Raw genomic sequence first — 20,991 nt, 5'->3', positions numbered from 1 at the left:
TATGAGCACCCCGATCATCATTGCTAAGAAAACCACGAATACCCAACAAGATGTTGTTCTACACTCAAAGTTTGCCAACCGTCATGGCTTAATTGCAGGGGCAACAGGGACAGGTAAAACCGTAACCCTAAAGGTGTTGGCTGAAAGTTTTTCCAGACTCGGGGTGCCCGTATTTTTAGCCGATGCCAAAGGTGATGTTTCCAGCTTAGCGCAGGCAGGTACATCCAATCCAAAATTTGATGAACGCATTAAAAGTTTAGGCATCGACAGCATTCCTTTTGCTGCATCCCCCGTGGTGTTTTGGGATTTATTTGCTGAACAAGGTCATCCTATTCGCACCACGATTACCGAAATTGGCCCGCTGTTACTGGCACGTATGCTCAATTTGAATGACACCCAAGAAGGAGTACTTTCTGCGGTATTCCGTATTGCAGATGATCAAGGCATGTTACTGATCGACTTTAAAGACTTAAAAGCCATGATTGGTTATGTCAGTGAACATGCCGCAGAGTTTAAAGCCGAATATGGCAACCTATCTCCTGCCAGCCTTGGCGCGATTCAACGGAATTTATTGGCACTGGCCGATCAAGGCGGTGATCAATTCTTCGGGGAGCCCAGCTTAAATATTCTAGACTTTATTCAGACCGACAGTAATGGTCATGGCTATATCAATATCTTAGCCGCAGACAAGCTCATGAATACTCCAAAGCTCTATGCCACTTTTCTGCTCTGGATGCTCTCTGAACTCTTTGAACAGCTGCCTGAGGTTGGCGATATGGACAAGCCCAAGCTAGTGTTCTTCTTTGATGAAGCGCATTTGCTGTTTGATAATGCCAGTGCAGCGCTGCAAGAAAAAATTGAACAAGTGGTGCGCCTGATCCGCTCCAAGGGGGTTGGTATTTACTTTGTCACGCAAAACCCACTGGATTTGCCTGAAAGCGTGTTAGGGCAGCTTGGCAATCGCGTACAACATGCCTTACGTGCCTTTACCCCGAAAGATCAAAAAGCAGTAAAAACGGCTGCGGATACCTTTCGTGCCAACCCTGAATTTAAGGTTGAGCAAGCCATCACTGAACTAGCTGTGGGTGAAGCTTTGATTAGTTGCCTAGATGAACAAGGCACGCCGCAAGTCGTGGAGCGCGCATGGGTGATGCCACCCTACTCGTCTTTCAGTCCTATTAGCCCAGAGCAACGTCAAACCTTAATTTCACAAAGTATCGTGGCAGGCATTTATGAAAAACGCCTAGACCGTGAAAGTGCTTTTGAACTTCTACAAAATAAAGTGGTTGAACGCCAACAACAAGCGGTACAGATAGAGCAAGAGAAACAACAAGCCAAAGAACAGGAGCTGCTCGCAAAACAGCAGGCCAAAGAAGCTGAAACACTGGCTAAGCAACAAGCACGTGAGCAAGAGCGTATCGCAAAAGAACAGCAGAAAGAAGCTGAACGTGAAGCGAAACAGCGTGAGAAGCTAATTCAAGACACGGTCGGAACCTTTGCTAAAAGTGCCGCACGTAGCCTTGGGGGCAGTACAGGACAAAAAATCGTCCGTGGTTTACTCGGCTCTTTGTTTGGGCGTAAGTGATCTACTTTTTAAATGTAAAAATCAAAATTTATGGGATATTATTATATTCCATAAAAAAATTAAGCTTTTCTTTAAAAGATGTATTTACATTGCATCTTTAAAGGTATATTTTAAATACATCTTATAAATGATAGCCAAGAGAGATCAAACATGACTCCGCAGCAAATTGAACTTGTAAAAGCAACTGTTCCTGTCCTTCGTGAAAATGGTGTCGCACTCACGGGTTATTTTTATAACCGCATGTTAGGCAACAATCCTAATTTAAAAGAAACCTTTAATATGGGGCATCAACGCAGTGGTGCTCAAGCCCAAGCTTTGGCGGGTGCTGTGTTGGCCTATGCAGAAAACATTGAAGATCCTTCTGTATTGCTTCCTGTGGTTGAGCTGATTGCCCACAAACATGTCAGCTTGAATATTCAAGCACCTGACTACAACATTGTTGGGGAAAACCTCCTCCATTCGATTAGTGAAGTTTTAAGTATTTCAATGGAAGATCCATTGATTGATGCTTGGGCTACAGCGTATGGTCAATTGGCTGATTTATTCATTAGCACTGAAAAAGCGATTTATGAGCAACATCAACAAACCAAAGGGAGCTGGTTAGGCTGGCGCAACTTTAAAATCGCGAAAAAAGTGGTTGAAAGCGATGAAATCACTTCTTTCTATCTTGCCCCTGTGGACGGTGGTGATTTACCAAAATATGAAGCAGGTCAGTACATTTCAGTACGTGTATTTGTTGAGGAACTTGGTCTAAAACAACCTCGCCAATATACCCTTTCAACTAGCCCTCAAGCTGACTATTTACGTATCTCGGTCAAACGCGAAGATGAAAAAGGTGATTTGGCAGGAGGCTGGGTGTCAAATACCCTGCATGGTTTAGCCGAAGGTGCTGAAATTGAAGTATCTGCACCAACAGGTAACTTCTACCTGATTGACCCAAACAAACGCAATGTATTCATTAGTGGTGGTGTAGGCCTCACGCCAATGGTGGCGATGCTAAATCAGTTGGTGACTTTAGATATGCCAGAACCTGTGACTTTTGTACACGCCTGCCGCAGCAAACAAGTGCATGCCATGAAACAGCACATTCATGACTTAAAGGCCAAATACCCACGCTTAAGTACCTTTACTGCGTACGAGTTCCCACATCAAAGCGATGTTTTGGGTCAAGATTATGATGCGAAGGGTCGCCTTGATTTGAGTACCATTGATAGCGCGATTCTACCAGTACAAGCAGACTACTACTTATGCGGCCCAATGCCATTTATGGCTGAACAACAAAAAGCCCTAATTGCCCGTGGTGTTCCTGCCGAAAATATTCACAGTGAAGCTTTTGGCACAGGTGGTGTTCATCACTAACCCATGTCATCGGCATAAAATAGAGAGGGTTAGTCAGGTTATGCTAGACTAGCCCTTTGTTTTTTTGCTTATCAACGATCAGTACCCTCATGCAGCTCAATAAATTTACCGATTATGCTTTGCGAATTCTGATGCATGTTTCTCAGCCGAAAGCGCTGCCGCATACCATTGCAGAACTGGCGCAAGCACTAAAAGTGTCTGAAAACCACTTGATGAAAATCGTACACTTTATGGCGAAACAGCAGTGGATTATTACTGCACGTGGTCGTGGCGGTGGGATTCGACTCAATCCAGAAACCCTACATTTAAGACTGGGCGAGATTGTACGGGTCTTACAAGCAGATCAGAACATTGTGGAATGTAACACCCCACCTTGCGTACTCCGTTCGAATTGCGGACTGAAAGGGATCTTAGATCAAGCGCTAGATCAGTTCTATCACAGTTTAGACCAGTATACCTTAGCTGATGTGCTGGGTACTGAGGCTCAGAATAAGTTCACGACCCACTCGCCGATTAACCTGATCAATCTCGTCGATTAAGGTCTTTTATAGACAAGATTACGGACTTTACGCTGCAAAGGTCGATTGCCTGCTCGACTTCCATTATAATGGCTGATTGTAGATCATAAATTGAAGTTGAGTTATGCACCACAGCCGAGGAAAATCCAAAAACAGTAAAATTGCTGCTGCCCCAAAGCAAAAAATTAGCTATGAAAAAAAGGTAGATTCTGCAGTTACTGAATATGCTGTGCGCGCTCTCAACTGGCTGCGTAAAGCAGAGTTTTTAATGAGTGCCCCGAAGCTCAACCTGTGTGTAGAAGATACAGGCTATGAAATTGCTTTTGCGGGTCGTTCAAATGCAGGTAAGTCTAGTGCTATCAATGCCTTAACCAACCAAAAGCAATTGGCTCGTGCCTCGAAAAGACCGGGTCGTACGCAGATGATTAACTTTTTCAGTCTGGGTAATCCTGACCAACGTCTCGTCGACTTACCCGGTTATGGTTATGCGGCCGTGCCTGAAGCGATGAAAATCGTGTGGCAAAAAGAGTTAGAAAATTACCTGATTCAGCGTAAAAGCTTACAAGGCTTAGTCTTGTTGATGGATATTCGTCATCCGCTACAGCACTTTGATGTGATGATGTTGGAATGGGCTTATTCACGTAAATTGTTTGTGCATGTGCTACTAACCAAGTCTGACAAACTCAACCGTGGCCCTGCCTCTAAAGCATTACAAGAAGTGAAAGCCCAATTGAAAAAGATGAAACTTGATTTCTCAATTCAATTGTTCTCTTCCCTCAACAAACAAGGTCTAGAAGAACTGGCGAGTGTGATGGGCGGACGACTGAATTTTACTTTAGACCAAGCCCAACACTTTGACTTAAACAGTATTCCAGATGCGACGGCAGATGAGCTGGATACAGAAGACTTCGATGAAGATCCTGAAGCCGTTATGGATCTTGATGCTGAAGACGATGTGGAAACCAAACCACAGCCTGAGGCTTAAGTTTTAAACACCAACCTAAAAAAGCATCATCTATTGCTGTATCTGTGTCCCCTATTGCTAATCGCAATCGGGGACTTTTTTTATACTGACTTTATTCAGCTCGTGAAAAAATTCAACACATATAAAAATAGGTCAGCATATGAAATTATGGTCTCGATTGAAAAAAAACAAAATTCGTTCCTCTATTGCCTACACAATTAAGCCCCGCAAAGTTAAATTTGAGTGGCAAGACAGTCCGATTGATTGGATTCCCAACCAACCTTTTGCCAGCTATTTCATCAATGAAATTAATATGATCCTGCCCGCAGGTGAGTTCTGGTTCTGCCGCCTCTATAACAAAGTCTTACCATAAATTAGCGATGAAAAACTGAAGCAAGATGTACAAGCCTTTATCCGCCAAGAAGCCATGCATGCGCAGGCACACAACTCAGCCAATAAAGAGTATCTCAGCCAAAGAAAGATTGATGTCTCCCGTAATCTAGAGTTGATGGATTTCTTATTTGGAAAATTACTGGCCGATAAACCACTAGATCTCACTGTACCTAAAGCACTTGAGCACCAGTGGGATCTGTTTCGACTCGGTATTATTGCCACGGTGGAACACATGACCTGTGTCCTTGGAAAATATGCACTGGACAACACCGAATGGGAGAAAATGGGCGCGACCCTGCGATGTTAGACTTGATCAAATGGCACGGCGCAGAAGAAATTGAACACCGTACCGTCGCATTTGATTTGTACCGACATTTAGGTGGAGGCTATATTGTGCGCTATTATTTGAGTCTGGTGGTGATTGCTGCCGTGCTGGGTTTATGGGTCGATGGTGCAGCCCATATTATGAAACAAGATGACCGTTTTAAGTCGATTCAACCCAGTCTGTTTAAACCTTGGATTTGGCGTGAGTGGCTGTCTATTTCTAAACGGAATCATCAAGTTTTACCAAGTCCACTCTGGTTAATCTCACAGCAATTTGGCTATTTGGTACCATGGTATGACCCTGTACACGAAGCCAAAACAGAAGATGCTATTGACTACTTAGACCAATCCCCAGCGGCTAAACGTGCCATGCTCAAAGTCGCTTAAATCCTAAAATAAAAAAAAGCAGCTCAATCAGCTGCTTTTTTTTATTTTAGAGTAAGACTTAAGAAAAGTTCGATAAGTTGGGCAAAGGTGCATCCAAATCCTTGGTATGTCGATCCACCACCACACTAATCATCATGTCACCTTGTACATTCACCACAGTTCGCACGGTATCCAGCAAGCGATCTATCGGCAATAAAATCGCAATTGCTTCAGCAGGAAGCCCGACAGACTGCAGTACCATAATCATGGTGACCATGCCTGCACTCGGAATCCCCGGAGCACCTAAAGAGGCAATCATTGCCGTCAGACACACCACCAGCTGCTGACTAAAGGTCAAATCTAGTCCCATCAAGTTGGCAATAAACAAAGCCGCCGCTGCCTCATACAGCGCAGTACCATCCATATTGAGCTGCGTCCCCAACGGAATCACAAAGCCTGCCGTTTGCGGACGTACACCAAGATTTTCTTGCGCACACTTGAGGGATAAAGGCATGGTCGCTGAGCTTGAACTGGTGGCAAAAGCCGTAATTAACGCCACACGTGTACCTTTAAAAAAGGTCATCGGATTCATCTTGCCAAAAATCCACAGTAATAGCGGCAAAACCACCAGACCATGAAAAATGGTAGTGCCCGTTACCACAGCCGCAAACTCAGCCAAACGACTCAATACAGAAATGTCTTCAGTGGCAATCAACTTAGCAAGTAAGGCAAAAATTCCTAGCGGGGCTAGCTTCATCACCCAACCAATCATCAACATCATGATGTCAAAGAACTGTTGACTCAGCTTACGTACGGTACGGAATTTTTCGCCGCCCTTGACGAGTGCCACACCTATGAACAACGCAAAAACCACTACCGCTAAAACATTGCCTTCGGCAAAGGCTTTGAAGGGATTAATCAGCGTATTTTGAATAAAGTTGGTGAAGAACGAAGATGGGGTGAGCGTATCTGGAGTTTGATGAGAGGCCATGGCGTCTTGGAACATGGCGATATCGACACCTTTGCCGACTTCAAATAAATGCGCGCAGCTTAAACCCAATATCAAGGCCAAAGTCGTGGTGGTAACACAGCATGCCAGCGTAATTTTCCAAACACGGGAGAGCTGGCCGCCCGCTTGTAAGTTAGATACTCCCACCACAATTGAGCTAAAAATAAGGGGAATCAAGAGCATTTTTAATAGACCGATAAAAATACTGCTGACCACCCCGATTCCATACAAACTCATGTCTAAAAAAGCGGTTTCAGGGAAAAGATTTAAAATAAATCCGAAGATGACCCCGAAGATCGCTGCAATTAGAATTTGCGTGTTTAAGCTCATAGCTTCATGCTTTTCAAAGATTTCTTTGGGAAACTATGCCATGCGAACGGGCTAGAATCGAGCATTTTTTTGTCACAAGTACTGCACATTTCCCCATATGCCTCTGCCCAAAAGGTGAGACCATTACAATTGAAGCTCAACTCCTAGCTCTGCTCTGACCACCTTTCAGTCATAAAATCAGCCATAAAAAAAGCTGAGTCATATCACTCAGCTTTTTCTGTACTTAGGCTTTATTGGGCTTCGATTTCACGGAGCCGAATCAAACCTTCTTGAGTGGTACTACACACCAACTCACCGTTTTGCCACATTCGTCCAAAATTTAAACCACGTGAACTGGCACTCACTGTAGCGTCCATGTCATACAGCATCCAGTCATCTACACGAAAGGGTTTATGGAAATACATGGCATGATCGATACTCGCACACTGCAAACTTGGCGAAAGATAACTTAAACCATGCGGGCGCAGTGCCGTGGTCATTAAAGTGAAATCTGAATAGAATGCTGCAATCGCCTGATGCAACGAAATTTCATCCACTTCTGCTGCTATACGGTCATGCGTGCGAATGTAGTGCGCATACACAGGTGCTTCAGGCTGCGGTTGGTACGGGTTCTGTGGATTGATCGGACGAATTTCCACATGACGATCGCGCATGAAACTTGCACGCACATTTTCAGGCACAAATTCCACCATCATTTTTTTCAGTTCAGCCTCAGACTTTAAAGACTCTGGTGCTGGATACTCAGGCTCACCGATTTGGTAATTCAGGCCTTCTTCATTTTCAGCAAAAGACACCATACACATAAAGATGGTTTTACCATGCTGAATAGCGCGCACTTGGCGACTGACAAAACTACGACCATCACGAATTCGATCAACTTCATAGATAATCGGTGCGTTCACATCGCCACCAAATAAAAAATATGCATGTAAAGAATGAGCTGGACGATCCGTCGTATATGACGCCGCACGTAGGGCCTGACCTAAGACTTGTCCACCAAAAACACGCTTCCCAACCAAATTACGGCTTTGTCCACGAAAGATATTTTCCTCAATTTTTTCGAGGCTCAGTAATTCAACCAACTCTTGGGTTAAGGCATTCATAAGCAACCTACTTAATGGTGAGAGACCAGATTTATCTGTAAAGTGATGAGGTATGATATCGATATTAAAATCTATTTTGCCATAAATTCAGACTAAAACCCTATAGATTGCTTGACTGAGTTGTCATAAGTTTTTTTCGTTATTTCCGACTAAAAATACGATTTTTAACGATAAAATTCACCATATAAAACAAATTTGTCAGGAAATGACATACGGTTTATGTTTACAATTACGCAAAATAAATACCCCTTCAGACAAACTGCGGGATTGGTCATTTAAGCAGGAGTGTATATGTCCAAAAGTGGCTTTGGTCAAATGTATAGAAAGCTTTCAAGTAAGCTTCTTGACCTCATAGTAACCCCACATGTATTGGGTGAGGTTCCAACAGAACCGACAGCAACAGATGCTGACCCAGCAGCTTCAGGCCATCCCAAAAAAATTGTCTGTTATGTGCTTCAAAATCACTCACGCAGTAATGCGCTGTTGGTGGATGGTGAAACACGTCGTTTAAAGCTTGCTCCTGCACTCGATCCTTTGGTCGTGGGGACACATCAAGAAAAAGCATCGATCGTGTTTTTACAGCATAACGATGAAAATAATTTACTTAACCCTTCACCACACACCTTTCCACCGCGCCTGTTACGTCTAGTTGAAGCGTTAGAGCAACAACCCGATTTAGACGTTGAGCTGGTACCTGTGACGGTACTGTGGGGACGTTCACCGGACAAAGAAGACTCTTGGTTTAAATTGTTATTTACCGACACTTGGGCAACTCCAAGTACGGTGAAGCAGCTGATGAATATTGGTTTGCATGGTCGTCAGTCATTTTTAGAGTTTCATGAAAGTCAGTCTTTACGTGCTTTGGTCGACTTTGCAAAAACCACCTATCCGAATTTATCGCCTGCGACTTATATTCTAAATACCTTAAATAATCAGCTCGATGCACACCGTGAAGCGGTACTCGGCCCTGACCTTTCTGACCGTCGCAACGTGATGCATTCATTGATTAAAGCCAGTGATGTACAAGATGCCATTCGCCGCGAAAGTATCCGCGGCAAAATTAGCATGTTGGACGCAGAACGTCGTGCCATTGGTTATGTCAATGAAATCGTGTCTGACTACTCGCATTCGACCATCCGTTTTGCAGAAATGGCGCTGGCACGTTTATGGACGCAGCTCTATGACGGGGTTGAAGTGCATAACTTCAATACGGTTCGTGAGTTGGCTAAAGACTACGAAATTGTGTATACCCCATGTCACCGTAGTCATATCGACTATTTACTGTTGTCTTATGTGGTGTATAACCGTGGTTTGATGGTGCCTTATATTGCTGCAGGCGATAACCTGAATATGCCATTTGTTGGGCAAATTTTACGTGGTGGCGGTGCATTCTTTATTCGCCGTACTTTCCGCGGTAACGCGCTCTACACTTCGGTCTTTAAAGAATACCTATACAGCATTTTGTCGCGTAACACGCCTTTAGAATACTTCATCGAAGGTGGTCGTTCACGTACAGGTCGTCTGCTACCACCGAAGACAGGTATGTTAGCCATGACGGTACACAGTCACTTGCGTGGTCGTGCCAAACCGATAGTCTTTGTTCCGACCTATATTGGCTATGAACGCTTGATGGAAGGTGCAACCTACGTCGGCGAGATGAACGGTAAACCGAAAGAAGCCGAGTCTGTCTTTGGGATTCTACAAACTTTACGCAAAATTGAACGTATTTTCGGGAAAGTCCATCTCAACTTTGGTGAGCCCGTTTTCCTCGATGACATGTTGAAAAAGCATGGCGCTGAGAATGTGCAAATTGCTAAAAATGATGATCCAATTCCGCAAGAAGTCTCTGATGCAGTCAACAGTTCTGCACATGCAATTTTAGAAAATATTAACCGTGCAGCTGTGGTGAATCCTGTTTCACTCTTGTCTTTGGTGCTGCTGGCTACTGAGAAGCATACTCTGGATGAAGAAATTTGTATCAAACAGCTTGATACCTATCGCAAACTACTAACAACTCTTCCTTATGATGAGCGCCTCTTGGTCACGCCATTATCAGGTAAAGAAATCATTGCTTATGGTTTAAAGCTGAAACTGATCAAACGCGTCAATCACGTTCTTGGTGACATTATTGCGATTGCGGACAATCAAGCAGTACTGCTGACCTACTTCCGTAATAACATTTTGCATGCCTTTGTATTGCCATCTCTTGTTGCCGCTTTGGTTGAACATAATGGAACCATTGGCCGTGGTGATTTAATCAATGTAATTCGCACGCTGTATCCATTCTTAAAAGCAGAACTGTTTTTAAAATGGGAAGATGCTGAACTCAAAGATCAAATCTGTGCTTATGTAGATGGTTTGATTCAAGCCAAACTGATTTCTGAAGATGCCGAAGGCCACTTGATTTCTCCTGCTCCAAACAGCGAAGATCATAACCAGTTGGTGGTATTGGCTGCGCCAGTCATGCAAAGTCTTGAGCGTTACTACATGACGCTTGCGCTGATTACACAGCGAGGTTCTGGGAATATTTCAGCGCGTCAAGTTGAAGAACTCAGTCATTTGGTCGGTCAGCGCCTTTCGGTACTGTATGAATTCAATTCGCCTGAATTCTTTGACAAAGCCCTGTTCCAAAGCTTTATTAAAGTGCTCACGCAACAGGGTTATATCAGCACCAACTCAGACAACGCGATTGTGTTTGATGAGAACTTCCAAAACGTTGCTCAATATGCCAACTTGGTACTAGATGATGTCACGCTACAAATGTTGCAACACATCACCACTTTCAGCGATGAAGAACTGAAAGACACGCTAGACAAAGTCGCTGCTGAACAAGCGAAGAAGCGTTTGAAACGTAAGAAGAAGTAATTTCTTTTTAAAAGCATAGGTATCTACAAAATGTAGGTGCCTATGCTTTAAGTCTATGAATAAAAATTAAAATCTATTTAAAATAAGAGATTTATGTTAAATAAGCTAATTTTTAGTAAAGATTGGTGAGAGGAAAGAAATCATTTTTATCTTTCGATATCGTTGCATATTGGAAGCAAATAGACTGTTGTGGTTGTAATGTATTAAGTCTAGGTAAGTGCTTGATGACTTGTTTACTACCACTAAAACTGAATAAATTGCCTTGTGAGTTCTTGAAGGTATAGATCGGTTCAATACTATCCGATCGTCCAAAGCGCTCTTTGACGATTTCTGTTTTTTCAATAAATTCACCACACTCACGAATTTGATTACCAGATTTTAACGCCTGTTTGTATTTCCAATTATGGTAAGTGGTAACCCCGAAATAAAGTGTAAAACCTAATATAGTAAGTATAGAAAACTCGACTATTTTTTTGAACTTAATGACATATCAATCACAATATATTAATTTTATTATCCCTATTATAAACATATACTTATTGTACTTAAATGGATTTTATTGATTACTAATATAACGATAGTAAAAGTATGTACAACGAGTAGAAGAAAAAATAGATCCAAATTTTAAAACTACGATCTGGATCTAGGCTTCTTGCTGTTCGTATAACAGCCATTATGTTAAGTTAGGCGAAGACTCACTTAAAACAAGAGCTTTAATTTTTACAGCTTTTTCGAAATGATCTAATTTATGTTGCATGATCCACCAATTGGCTGCCTCCATTAAAAGCTCAGGATTATCATTTTTACTCTTGAAAAAAGCATAGAAAGATAAACCTACGCTATCTCCTTTTTTCTCAAGTTTCTCATTACATCCATGAATAAATATTTCTCTTAACTCTTTTCTCATATTTTTAACTTTCTCTAAAATTAACATAATACACCTTATACGAAATTCTTAAAATTTTCCTATAAGCATCAATATCTTAATAAAAGCCGTTCTAGGGTTAAGCGCACTGAAACGGATTTGTCATGATTCTTCACGTTCCACAGCCATTTTCCAAACGATGCTTCACATTTTTTATGAGTAAAAATAAAAAATTATTTTGACTCACGCTCTGCTAACAACGCCAAATAATCATCAAAGCAATGTGGATGCTGTAATTCAAAATTCATCTGTTGCATACGCGTAGCATGAATTTGTTTGCCTGATGACACAGCACTTTCCAGAACCAAAACTGGCAGTCCTAACTGCTGTTGAAACCATTGAATAATTTCATGTAAGGGCAATGGTTGGCTATTGCTGCAAATGTAAGACTTTTCAGTATGTTCCACGTGAAGCAAGTGTGCTAGAAAAGCAACCAAATCATCAATATGAATTCGGTTCGACCAATGCAGTTTGGGATAAGTTTTTATGGTTTCTGCAAGTTTAATCATACGTGCAACTGAAGTCCCATAAATTCCTGTTGGACGTACAATCACACATTCAGATGGATAAGCCTGTTGCCACAAAGTTTCCATGTTCAATAGCACCTGCCCTTGCACATCGCTCGGTTGGGGACTAGTGTCATCATCAACCCGCTCCCCTACACTTTCACCATAGACACGTGTAGAAGAAACTACGATCACTTTCTTTAAAGGATGACTTTTTAAGGCATGTAGCATGGGTGCAATCGAGTCTACAAAAGTTCGCTGATACGCCTCCACCGTACTGCTCTCAGGCGAGAGTAAGACATATACCGCATCAATCGGTGCGACTTGAGACAAATCCAGCTGATGAATATTTTGAGTCAAATGCTCAGCCCAATCATCTGATTTCGGACTTCGACTAATTGTGGTAATTTGGTGGCCTTGCTGAAATAACTGTTTAGCAACACGCTGAGATGTTTTACCATAACCTATAAATAAAATATGCATTTAGCACCAAATCACAGACAAAGTTGAGGGGACATGGCTGCAGTCCATCAGTTGCAGGGGGTCGGAGCTGCCTCTGCTGCACTACTTGAAAAGTTGAATCTCTTCACTACAGATGATCTGCTGTTTCATCTGCCACGAGACTATGAAGATCGTAGCACGATCATCCCCATGAACCAATTGACTGTTGGGCGTAGCTACCTACTCGAAGGAACGATTCAAGGCGTGGACTTCCCACCGGGTAAGCGTAAATCGATGGCGATTGGACTGCAAGATGACTTTGGCAAAGTGACTTTACGCTTTTACCATATTTATAAAGGCTTAACGGACCGTGCAAAAGTTGGTAACCGTTTACGCATTTTTGGTGAAGTCCGTGTGGGTGCGCGTGGCTTGGAAATGTATCATCCCGAAATTCAACTTATTACAGAACATACGCCGCTTCCACAAACCCAACTGACTGCGATTTACCCCAGCACAGAAGGTCTGACTCAGCCTAAATTTCGTGAATACATCAAACAGGCTTTAGCCAAGCACAGTGATGATTTACCTGAACTGCTACCTGCAAAATTTACCAATGGCTATGCACTTAAACAGGCGTTGGATTACATCCATCATCCTCCTGTAGATGCCAATATGCTGCAACTGAGCCAAGGCTCACACCCTGCCCAGCAACGTTTGATTTTTGAAGAGTTGGTTGCGCATCAGGTCAGTCTATTAAGCCGTCGCGCCTATATCCAACAAATTGAAGCGCCACGTATTTCTGCCAGTCGTCAGTTTGCCAAACAACTGCTCAGCAGCCTACCTTTTGAAATGACCAATGCACAAAAGCGTGTCTCCAAAGAAATAGTACAAGACTTAAAACTCAATAAACCAATGTTACGTTTGGTTCAAGGCGATGTCGGCGCAGGCAAAACCTTGGTCGCTGGAGTCGCAGCCTGCCATGCTTTAGAAGAAGGTTGGCAAGTGGCGTTAATGGCACCGACTGAAATATTGGCGGAACAACACTATCTCAATTTTAAAAAATGGTTTGAGCCTTTGGGACTCAGTGTATCTTGGCTTTCAGGTAAACAAAAAGGCAAAGCCCGTGCTGCAGCCGAACAAGCCATTGTCGATGGCACAGCGCATCTGGTGGTGGGTACACACGCCCTGTTTCAAGACAATATCCACTTTGCCAAACTCGGGTTAGTGATTATCGATGAGCAGCACCGCTTCGGGGTCGATCAGCGCTTAGCCCTCCGCAATAAAGGCGCACAGAATATGACCCCACATCAATTGGTCATGACTGCAACCCCTATTCCACGGACTTTAGCCATGTCCGCCTATGGAGACTTGGACACGTCCGTGATCGATGAACTTCCACCCGGACGAACCCCGATTCAAACCGTGACCATTCCACTCGACCGCCGAGAAGAAGTCCTACAACGTATTGCCAGCAACTGTCTAGAAGGTAAACAAGCTTACTGGGTCTGCACCTTGGTTGAAGAGTCTGAAACCTTAGATGCTCAAGCTGCTGAAGCGACCTATTTAGAAATTAAAGAACGCTTCCCAGAGCTCAACATTGGCCTTGTACATGGCAAAATGAAAGCCGACGAAAAACAAGCAGTGATGCAACAGTTTAAAGCCAATGAATTACAGCTCTTGATTGCGACCACAGTGATTGAAGTGGGGGTCGATGTACCAAATGCCTCGATCATGGTGATTGAAAATGCGGAGCGTTTAGGACTCTCTCAATTACACCAATTACGTGGCCGTGTTGGTCGAGGCGCCAAGGCCAGCTTTTGCGCCCTGCTATATAAAAGCCCGCTGTCTCAAAATGGACAAGAACGCCTACGCATCATGCGTGAAACCAATGATGGCTTTTTAATTGCCGAAAAAGATTTGGAAATCCGCGGTCCCGGTGAATTGCTCGGTACCAAACAAACAGGCGATATGGGCTTTCGTGTAGCCAAACTGGAACGCGATGATCATTTGCTCAATCAAGCACATTTTGTCGCAGCGCAGATTTTAAAGGACTATCCTAAAAACGCTGAAGCCTTACTGAAACGCTGGCTGCCTGAAGCACCACGCTATGCCTATGTTTAGTCATTTACTGCACACCGCCAAACAGTTGCTACACAAAGCACAGCCTTGTCAGTTGTGTGGCATTGTACGCGCAGATCTGCATTCGGTCTGTCTGGACTGCTGGCAACAACTCCCACTGCATCCACAGACCGTTGAAAAACAAGAACTGAGTATTCATGTCGCAGGACAGTATCAATATCCTTTAGATCACCTTATTCAGCAGTTCAAATATGAACAACAACTGCATTGGCAGCCTCTACTGTCAGGCATTATTCAGCAAATTCGCTTACCTAAAATACAAGCAATTGTTCCGATGCCGATTTCGACTCAGCGTTTAGCAGAACGTGGCTATAACCAATCAATGATCCTCGCCAAAGACTTAGCCAAGCAGTTCAATGTTCCCATTTGGCAGCCTGTGATACGACTGCATCAACATTCGCAAAAAGGACTCAGTCGACTGGAACGCTTAGATCAAATTCATCAACAGTTTAAAATCGATCCACAGCAACGTCAGTACGCAAAACTCTATCGGCGTGTTTTGATTTTGGATGATGTCGTGACCACAGGCAGCTCGATTCAGGCACTGACTTTACAGCTTGAACAATTGGGTTGTCATAAAGTCAGCGCCGCGTGTATTGCCTATGCACTAAAATAATTAGACTACGTCAATCATCAAATGTTCACGTACCCATGGCATGACCACCTCAGTGGTCAGCGGTGCAAGTGTAGTCTGCTGGTCATTCAAACTGACCCATTTCATTTCTGCAATTTCAGCCGCAATTTGTGGCGCTTGCTGAAGCTGAACATGGTAAACATAGCTCACCAATTTAAAATCAGGTTCATTGGCGGTGGCTGTTTCAAAACGACCAACAAACTGTTCAATCGTCGCATCACTTCCAATTTCCTCCCGAATCTCACGCAGCATGGTTTGCTCAGGTGCTTCATTGGGCTCAAGCTTACCACCCACTTGCATAAAACACGCGGTGTTCTGCTTACGCACCAATAAAAGCTGCTGCTGTTCATTCACAATAATAGCCGCAGCGACCGTAATCACCTTCATGCTTTGACATCCAACAACTCAGGATCAACCATGCCCCACTTCGGTTCAGGCGCTTGGAACTGATCCATCTGCTTTAAAATGGCTTTCACCGAATCCGATACAATCAGGCTGTCGGTAAAACGCGCATGGGTAAAGCCTTTGTTGGTGGTCATCTTCAGAAATTTAAGTAAATCATCATAAAAGCCATTTACATTTAAAAAGGCATTCGGCTTAAGGTGAATGCCGAGCTGAGCCCACGTCCATTGTTCAAAGATTTCTTCTAAAGTCCCTGCACCGCCTGGCATTGCAATAAATCCATCCGACAAGGCTGACATTTTCAGTTTCCGTTCTTGCATGTCTTTGACGACATGTAACTCGGTCAAGCCTTGATGCGCCAACTCACGATCCACTAGCACGTGTGGAATCACGCCAATCACTTGACCGCCTGCCTCTAAAGCACTGTCAGCCACAATACCCATTAAGCCCGAACGGCCACCACCATAGACCAAGGTTTTGCCTTGTTCTGCAATGGTGTGTCCAACCTGACGTGCTGTTTCGGAAAAGATTGGATCTGAACCTAATGCGGAACCACAAAAGATCGCAATTGAATTTGTCATTTTTTACTCTGATATTTAATTGTCATGCAACTTCACTAAAATGAATGGATATTTTTTAGCAATTTAACCATTCGATCAGTGTTTTTATTGCAATCCTTGTCTAAAATACACCCATCCACTTCAACCATTACTGCGCAAAGGAGAAAGACGGCATGCTTGAAGCCTTTTACGCCACAGAGCGCGGTAGCTTAGAAGACATCACCATTAATGGCGATTTCGATCTTCAGCCCGATTTGGTCTGGCTTGACCTCATTGCTCCCTCCCAAGAAGAACAACAGTGGATTTTAGATGCATATGAACAAAATTTACCTACGCTAAAATCACTCGAAGACATTTCATCTTCAGCTCGATTCTACCGTGATGACGACGGTATTTTGCATATCAGTACGTATTTTTTAACGAAAAATAAAAACTATCAAGTCGATGGTGAGCCTGAAGAAAGCAGCGGTGCCCTTGCCACGGTACAAACTGTCGCTTTCATTTTACATAAAGAACGTCTCTTTACCCTTCGCGGGGAAAAACTGGTAGCGTTCCGTGCCTTTCGTGCGCGTGCGCGCCGCAATGACTATGAAATCGACTATAAAGATCCAACGTGGATCTTACTCGGTTTACTCGAGGCTAAGCTGGACGAGCTTGCGGATATCTTAGAAGATATCCACAAGGACTTGGAAAAGTATTCCACAGAAGTGCTGAATAACCGTCACCGCGAGATGATTCTCGACTTAGATGACATGATTACCCGTCTGGCCCACTTGGAAGATATGCTTGGAAAAGCACAGCTGTGTTTGATTGACTTACGTCGTGTACTGACCTTTCTATCACGCCCGCGTGCTTTAGGCAGTCATATTTATGATGCAGACATTCGAGAGCTCAGTGAAGACGTTCGCTCACTAGTTGAGCACGATGCCTTCTTGTTCCAAAAAGTACGATTCTTACTGGATACCACCTCAGGCTTCATTAACACCGAGCAGAATGACACGATTCGTCGCTTCTCTATCTTACCCAGTATGCTCGCTCCACCAATGCTGATTGCCAGTATTTACGGCATGAACACCGATGTGTTGCCTTTTGCCAAAGGCGGCACCAGTTTTATTGTGGTGAGCCTGATCTTAATGGCGTTCCTGATTGGTCCGCTCATTTACTTCCGCTGGAAAAAATGGATTTGAGTACACGTTAAAACATTGTTTTTCCTCATAGATTTAAGAAACACAACATATAAAAAAAAGCACCCTAAGGTGCTTTTTTTATTTAAGGGATTAACTTGAGGTCATCCTGTAAATGACAGGCTTGAATCACCTTCATCATTTTTTCAGGTACAGCTTTAAAATGTAAACTATGTGCATCGGGTGTTTGACGCAACCAACGCACCAAAACTGCTAGTGCCAATGTACTACCATGTTCAAGCTGGGCCAAATTCACCACCACAGGATAAGACTGTGACTGAATCACCTTCAGACCTTGTTGATAGTAGCTTTCAGCATTGTCATATGTAATCTGACCTGAAAGCTGCATTTCCTGATTGCTAAAGTTAATCACCTTTCACCTACTTATTTTTTCTTTTCAACCGCTGCTTCTGCATCAGGTTGGAAGTTTGCAATCGCTTTATCTAGGTCGCCACCATTACGTTTAACCGTTGCCGCGAACTGATTACGGAACTGTAAACCAAGGTCGATACCCGACACATTGATATTACGGATTTTCCATTGGTTGCCTTTATCCGCCAACTGGAAAGACACTGGGATTTTTTCGCCTTTGTTATTAAAGTCGATCGTCACCACAGGGTTTTTGCTATTGGTTTCTTTATACGGACGGATGGTATATGTCTGATTGCTGAATTTCGCGAATGCAGAACCGTAATTTTCAATCAGTGTTTCACGGAAATTATTTTCAAACTTCGCGCGTTGTGCAGCTGTACTGTATTGATTGGTTGCATAAGTCCCCATCACAATACGTGAAAACGCTTGTGAATCCACATACGGGTCTAAGTTTTGACGAACAATCGTTTTCACAGCAGCTGGGTTGTTTTGTAGCTTGGCATGATCCGCTTTTAAACGCGCAATCAAGCCATCTGCCACTTTTTTAACAAAAGCAGGTGGTGCTTCACTTGGTGCTGCAAAAGCAGTACCTGCAAACATTGTAGTTAAAATGCTAGCTGTCAGTGTTTGTTTCAATAAAGTATTCACTACAATTGGTCCTCTTCAAATCATTCAACAAATGACACATTGGCATCTGCTGTTTCAGCGGTTTCAGGTTGCTCAGTTGTTGCTGAAGCATCTTTCGATTTACCTGCACCACCCGTAATAAATTTAGTAATTAAGTCTTCTAGGTCCATTGTGCCTTGGGTATTGCCAATGCTTTCACCACGTTTCACGTAGTTCAAACCGCCCCCTGGAACAATTTTCAAGTACTTCTCACCTAGCAGACCATTGGTTGCCACCATAATATAAGCATCTTCATCAATGCTGGTGATGGACTTCATGTTCGCAATAAGTTGCTTTTCCATTTCTTTTTGTTGCGCAGCATCCGCAGAGGTATAGTCGCTACTGTAACGAAGCTCTTCAAGTGCATTCTTTTCAACTTCTTTGAGTTGTGTTGCATTAAAGGTCGTTAATTTACCATCCAACGAAAAAGAAACAGTCGCTAAACGTGTCACAGGGTCTAAGCTAATTTGATCAACTTGACCAATTTTCACCCCACTCATCGTCACTTTCGCACGTGGTTTTAAACCATTTACATTATCGAAGGTTGCACTCATTTCATAGCGATCACTGAGATTTGATCCCACCAAGCCACTCACTCGCATCGCAATAAAAAACAAAGCGATACCGAATAAAATGACAAATATGCCGACTGCCAGCTCACTTGCACGTGATTTCATTAAACACCTCCAAACATGACCGCAGTCAACACAAAATCAAAACCTAAAACACAGAGCGATGAATACACCACAGTGCGTGTGGTTGATGTCGCAATACCTTCAGATGTTGGTTCACAGGCATAGCCTTGATACACCGCAATCCATGTACAAATTAAAGCAAAAACAAAACTTTTAATGATGGTGCCATTCAGGACATCTTTATAGAACTCTACGCTACTTTGAATGCCACTCCAGTAAGAACCTTCATCTGCACCCAAGAAGTCTACACCCACCATTTTACCGCCCATAATCCCCACCGCAGCGAAGATGACAGACAACATCGGCAAACTAAAAATACCGGCCCAAAGTCGCGGCGAAATCACACGTTTAAGTGGATCAACCCCGATCATTTCCATACTGGACAGCTGCTCTGTGGCTTTCATTAAACCAATCTCAGCCGTCAATGCAGAACCCGCACGACCTGCAAACAGCAATGCCGCAACTACAGGTGCTAATTCACGGAGTAAGGTCAATGCAACCGCTGTACCCAGCATCGCTTCACTACCAAAGGTCACCAAGATGCTATACATCTGTAAGCCCAGTACAGCACCAATAAATAGCCCTGACACCACAATAATGAGCAGCGATAACACCCCAACACGGTACATTTGGTAAACAAATAACCGAACACCTAAAGCAGTGGGCATCGAAAATAAAATTTGTAATAACATCAGGCTGGCAACACCAATGCCGCGAACCCGTTCAATCACGCGTCGACCTAAGAGTGCTATCGCATTCATGCTTGCACCTCAGTATTTAGATATGCCTTATGGCTAAATTGATAATCGACAGGCCCTTCAACCGCACCTGTTAAAAACTGTTTAACAAACGGAGAGGCATTCGCCTGTAACTGTTCAGGCGTGCCTTCACCTTGCACCTTACCTTCAGCAACAACATAGATATAGTCTGCGATCGATAAGGTTTCAGCCACGTCATGCGAGACAATAATTGTTGTTAAATCAAGAGCTTCTCGCAATGATCGAATCAGACGTGTGAGTACACCCTTCACAATTGGATCTTGCCCTGCAAATGGCTCATCGTACATGATCAGCTCAGGATCCAGTGCAATTGCACGTGCCAAAGCCACACGACGGTTCATCCCGCCTGAGAGCTCAGAAGGCATCATCTGTTCTGCACCACGTAAGCCGACAGACTCTAGTTTTAAAGATATAATTTCTGACAGTAAATGCTCAGGCAGCTTGGTATGTGCTCTTATCGGAAAGGCTACATTTTCATACACCGACATATCGGTAAACAATGCGCCACTTTGAAAAAGCATGCCCATACGCGCACGCGCAGCGAATAACTCTTTGCGTGACATTTTCGCAATATTTTGCCCATCAAAAAGCACTTCACCTTGGTCGGGAGTCAATTGACCGCCAATTAAACGTAGTAAAGTGGTTTTACCTGTACCTGATGGGCCCATAATGCCCGTAATTTGACCCTGTCGAATTTTTAAATTGACCTGATCATAAATGACACGTTCCCCTCGCTTAAAGCTCAGGTCTTTGACCTCAATGAGGGCTTGAGCAGTCAGAGGCGCTTGATTATTCATAGCTGTGCGTTTTCCTGCATTTTTTCAGCATGCATACTATAAAGGATTAAAAAACGATATGTTAGCGTATTCCGT

At 43.4% G+C, this 20,991-nt stretch carries 19 protein-coding genes and 1 pseudogene; 9 read left to right on the top strand and 11 right to left on the bottom strand.

The features are described 5' to 3' along the window. Nucleotide 1 precedes the first annotated feature (1 nt). The 5 genes and pseudogenes from AC4CU2_RS01960 (at nucleotide 2) to AC4CU2_RS01940 (ending at nucleotide 5,530) form a co-directional block, all read left to right on the top strand. Nucleotides 2-1,585, top strand: a complete 1,584-nt coding sequence (locus AC4CU2_RS01960; RefSeq protein WP_490768200.1) for a helicase HerA-like domain-containing protein — start codon at nucleotides 2-4, stop codon at nucleotides 1,583-1,585. Between the two features lie 150 nt (nucleotides 1,586-1,735). Then, nucleotides 1,736-2,944, top strand: a complete 1,209-nt coding sequence (gene hmpA, locus AC4CU2_RS01955) for an NO-inducible flavohemoprotein (RefSeq protein ID WP_178895970.1) — start codon at nucleotides 1,736-1,738, stop codon at nucleotides 2,942-2,944. Nucleotides 2,945-3,033: 89 nt separating this feature from the next. Further along, nucleotides 3,034-3,483, top strand: a complete 450-nt coding sequence (locus AC4CU2_RS01950; RefSeq protein ID WP_490768199.1) for an RrF2 family transcriptional regulator — start codon at nucleotides 3,034-3,036, stop codon at nucleotides 3,481-3,483. 103 nt (nucleotides 3,484-3,586) lie between these two features. Then, nucleotides 3,587-4,447, top strand: coding sequence for a ribosome biogenesis GTP-binding protein YihA/YsxC (yihA, locus tag AC4CU2_RS01945; protein ID WP_005401286.1), 861 nt, complete (start codon nucleotides 3,587-3,589; stop codon nucleotides 4,445-4,447). 139 nt (nucleotides 4,448-4,586) lie between these two features. Continuing rightward, nucleotides 4,587-5,530 (top strand): annotated as a pseudogene (locus AC4CU2_RS01940) (metal-dependent hydrolase). 58 nt (nucleotides 5,531-5,588) lie between these two features. Here the strand turns inward: AC4CU2_RS01940 and AC4CU2_RS01935 are convergent. Further along, complete coding sequence (locus AC4CU2_RS01935) at nucleotides 5,589-6,848, bottom strand: dicarboxylate/amino acid:cation symporter (protein ID WP_490768198.1); 1,260 nt, start codon at nucleotides 6,846-6,848, stop codon at nucleotides 5,589-5,591. A 230-nt stretch (nucleotides 6,849-7,078) separates the two neighbouring features. After that, complete coding sequence (locus AC4CU2_RS01930) at nucleotides 7,079-7,951, bottom strand: acyl-CoA thioesterase (protein WP_201952635.1); 873 nt, start codon at nucleotides 7,949-7,951, stop codon at nucleotides 7,079-7,081. 291 nt (nucleotides 7,952-8,242) lie between these two features. Between AC4CU2_RS01930 and plsB the strand changes: the two genes are divergently transcribed. Then, nucleotides 8,243-10,816, top strand: coding sequence for a glycerol-3-phosphate 1-O-acyltransferase PlsB (gene plsB, locus AC4CU2_RS01925; protein ID WP_094148497.1), 2,574 nt, complete (start codon nucleotides 8,243-8,245; stop codon nucleotides 10,814-10,816). 673 nt (nucleotides 10,817-11,489) lie between these two features. Here plsB and AC4CU2_RS01920 read toward each other — a convergent pair. Together AC4CU2_RS01920 and AC4CU2_RS01915 are read right to left on the bottom strand one after the other, a co-directional pair. Next, entirely contained in the window at nucleotides 11,490-11,723 is a 234-nt protein-coding gene (locus AC4CU2_RS01920; RefSeq protein WP_490769197.1) for a DUF6500 family protein, read from the bottom strand. A 191-nt stretch (nucleotides 11,724-11,914) separates the two neighbouring features. Continuing rightward, a complete protein-coding gene (locus AC4CU2_RS01915; RefSeq protein WP_490768197.1) occupies nucleotides 11,915-12,730 on the bottom strand; it encodes an NAD-dependent epimerase/dehydratase family protein in 816 nt (271 codons plus the stop codon). A 33-nt stretch (nucleotides 12,731-12,763) separates the two neighbouring features. On the opposite strand from AC4CU2_RS01915, the gene recG reads away from it, so the two are divergent. Both recG and AC4CU2_RS01905 read left to right on the top strand, forming a co-directional pair. After that, complete coding sequence (recG, locus tag AC4CU2_RS01910) at nucleotides 12,764-14,809, top strand: ATP-dependent DNA helicase RecG (RefSeq protein WP_490768196.1); 2,046 nt, start codon at nucleotides 12,764-12,766, stop codon at nucleotides 14,807-14,809. Beyond that, the gene (locus AC4CU2_RS01905) at nucleotides 14,796-15,443 is read left to right on the top strand and encodes a ComF family protein (protein WP_490768195.1); all 648 of its coding nucleotides are present in this window, start codon (nucleotides 14,796-14,798) and stop codon (nucleotides 15,441-15,443) included. Before recG ends, AC4CU2_RS01905 begins: the two co-directional genes overlap by 14 nt. Here AC4CU2_RS01905 and AC4CU2_RS01900 read toward each other — a convergent pair whose 3' ends face one another. Next, the gene (locus tag AC4CU2_RS01900) at nucleotides 15,444-15,848 is read right to left on the bottom strand and encodes an NUDIX hydrolase (RefSeq protein ID WP_490768194.1); all 405 of its coding nucleotides are present in this window, start codon (nucleotides 15,846-15,848) and stop codon (nucleotides 15,444-15,446) included. It abuts the gene before it with no gap. Further along, nucleotides 15,845-16,444 carry an LOG family protein gene (locus AC4CU2_RS01895; RefSeq protein ID WP_279744770.1) on the bottom strand — a complete coding sequence of 200 codons (600 nt, stop codon included), beginning with the start codon at nucleotides 16,442-16,444 and terminating at the stop codon, nucleotides 15,845-15,847. Before AC4CU2_RS01895 ends, AC4CU2_RS01900 begins: the two co-directional genes overlap by 4 nt. 152 nt (nucleotides 16,445-16,596) lie before the next feature. On the opposite strand from AC4CU2_RS01895, the gene AC4CU2_RS01890 reads away from it, so the two are divergent. After that, a complete protein-coding gene (locus tag AC4CU2_RS01890) occupies nucleotides 16,597-17,610 on the top strand; it encodes a CorA family divalent cation transporter (RefSeq protein WP_004691361.1) in 1,014 nt (337 codons plus the stop codon). An 82-nt stretch (nucleotides 17,611-17,692) separates the two neighbouring features. Here the strand turns inward: AC4CU2_RS01890 and AC4CU2_RS01885 are convergent, their stop codons facing one another. The 5 genes from AC4CU2_RS01885 to AC4CU2_RS01865 are packed head-to-tail and all read right to left on the bottom strand — an operon-like array spanning nucleotide 17,693 to nucleotide 20,916. Beyond that, nucleotides 17,693-17,980, bottom strand: coding sequence for an STAS domain-containing protein (locus AC4CU2_RS01885; RefSeq protein WP_004691363.1), 288 nt, complete (start codon nucleotides 17,978-17,980; stop codon nucleotides 17,693-17,695). A gap of 11 nt (nucleotides 17,981-17,991) precedes the next feature. Further along, a complete protein-coding gene (locus AC4CU2_RS01880; protein WP_087527364.1) occupies nucleotides 17,992-18,627 on the bottom strand; it encodes an MlaC/ttg2D family ABC transporter substrate-binding protein in 636 nt (211 codons plus the stop codon). A gap of 20 nt (nucleotides 18,628-18,647) precedes the next feature. Next, complete coding sequence (mlaD, locus tag AC4CU2_RS01875) at nucleotides 18,648-19,322, bottom strand: outer membrane lipid asymmetry maintenance protein MlaD (RefSeq protein WP_490768193.1); 675 nt, start codon at nucleotides 19,320-19,322, stop codon at nucleotides 18,648-18,650. Then, nucleotides 19,322-20,101 carry a lipid asymmetry maintenance ABC transporter permease subunit MlaE gene (mlaE, locus tag AC4CU2_RS01870; protein WP_004691368.1) on the bottom strand — a complete coding sequence of 260 codons (780 nt, stop codon included), beginning with the start codon at nucleotides 20,099-20,101 and terminating at the stop codon, nucleotides 19,322-19,324. The genes mlaD and mlaE overlap by 1 nt, the downstream gene beginning before the upstream one ends. Continuing rightward, nucleotides 20,098-20,916: an ABC transporter ATP-binding protein gene (locus AC4CU2_RS01865; RefSeq protein ID WP_004691369.1), complete on the bottom strand. Its 819-nt coding sequence runs from the start codon at nucleotides 20,914-20,916 to the stop codon at nucleotides 20,098-20,100. The genes mlaE and AC4CU2_RS01865 overlap by 4 nt, the downstream gene beginning before the upstream one ends. Between the last annotated feature and the right edge of the window lie 75 nt (nucleotides 20,917-20,991).

It is taken from the genome of Acinetobacter sp. 797_lipA (assembly GCF_058243025.1).
The sequence above is the reverse complement of the archived record's forward strand: the minus strand, read 5'-3'. Positions and strand labels throughout refer to the sequence as shown.